This is a genomic window from Enterobacter sp. SECR19-1250, assembly GCF_013391025.1.
GTDB lineage: Bacteria > Pseudomonadota > Gammaproteobacteria > Enterobacterales > Enterobacteriaceae > Enterobacter > Enterobacter cloacae.
Genome location: NZ_JACASJ010000276.1, coordinates 1 through 1,109, shown reverse-complemented (window position 1 = coordinate 1,109; position 1,109 = coordinate 1). Strand labels below are relative to the sequence as shown.

Genomic DNA, 1,109 nt, shown 5'->3' with positions numbered 1-1,109 from the left:
ACTCGGTAGACTCTATGAGGTAGTTTATTCCTAAATTAGCTGCGGAATGTCGGTTTGAACATATTTTCTCATGGCTGTTGTTAACCCAGGCGCAGCTGCAAACCACGCCGGGGTTTTCGGCTGCACGCGGACTGGCGCTCTGGCATCAGTTTAATCTGGTGCGCGAGCGTCCTTTTATTCGTTGGATCATGGCGATGGGTGTTCCGCTGGCTCAGGCGACTCTGAAAGCCGCCGGAGAGCTATCATGGCAGATCATACACCAGCGTAGCGCTATGGACTGGCAGACCTTGCCGGGGACGGGAGAAGAGAAAGCGCGGCAAATCGTTGCTTTCATTCATAACCCTGGCATTGCCGGCCTGGCTTCCTGGCTCGGCAAGCAGGGCGTGTCAGGATTTTAGAGTGTGCTTGCTTTAGCTTTGCGCCAAGGGGTATGTCTGTCAGGTGAACTGAAGGTATCGCGAAGCTGATCGTAGTTGTAGATGTGGCGACCGCCATCGATCACCGGGATAAGCGTGGGTGACTGATAGCACGCTTCAAGCACCGAGTTGCAGTGATCAACACCTGTTGTGATCCCAAGCCACGTTAACATTAATTCATAATTGCTTGCAGTTGGCCACGGTTCATGTACCCAACCTACCGCTTTTTTTTGGGCATTCAGGGCTTGCTGGCTGTACCAGATAAACAGGGGAACCTGGTAAGCCTCTTTGCTTGGATTACGTGAGCCATGCATATATATCGAATTCAGTTGCGGGTTTTTTTCCAGCCCATGGTCAGATAAATAGAGCAGAGAGGATGCACTGGCCTGTAGACGTTTAGCCACTTCACCAATGAAAAAGTCGGTAAATAAAATCGCGTTATTATAGCAATCTTCATATTGGTTTCTGGTATTCAGAATCTTTGCAGATGCAGGAAACCGATCGCATGCCATTTCATGGCTACCGTTAATATGCAGGAAAATTAATTTCTTTCCGGGAGCTTTAAGCGCCTCATCCAGGGCAGGTAAAAGCTCTGTGTCATAGCGAGTGTCAATCCACCGGGCTTTGTGGCTGATAGAAGCCGTCATTCCGCAGCTAATTCCAGAATTTAAATAGCGTGATCTGGCGATCAGT

1 protein-coding gene and 1 pseudogene are annotated in these 1,109 nt (G+C 49.5%); one reads left to right on the top strand and one right to left on the bottom strand.

Annotated features, from left to right (window positions below):
- Positions 1–53 precede the first annotated feature (53 nt).
- Positions 54–398, top strand: a pseudogene (gene ligB / locus HX884_RS26585) (ATP-dependent DNA ligase); the annotation flags it as partial.
- On the opposite strand, the gene HX884_RS26580 reads toward ligB, so the two are convergent.
- A partial coding sequence (locus tag HX884_RS26580) for a sulfatase-like hydrolase/transferase (protein WP_178329043.1) occupies positions 395–1,109 on the bottom strand: 715 nt, incomplete at its 5' end. The pseudogene ligB and the gene HX884_RS26580 overlap by 4 nt on opposite strands.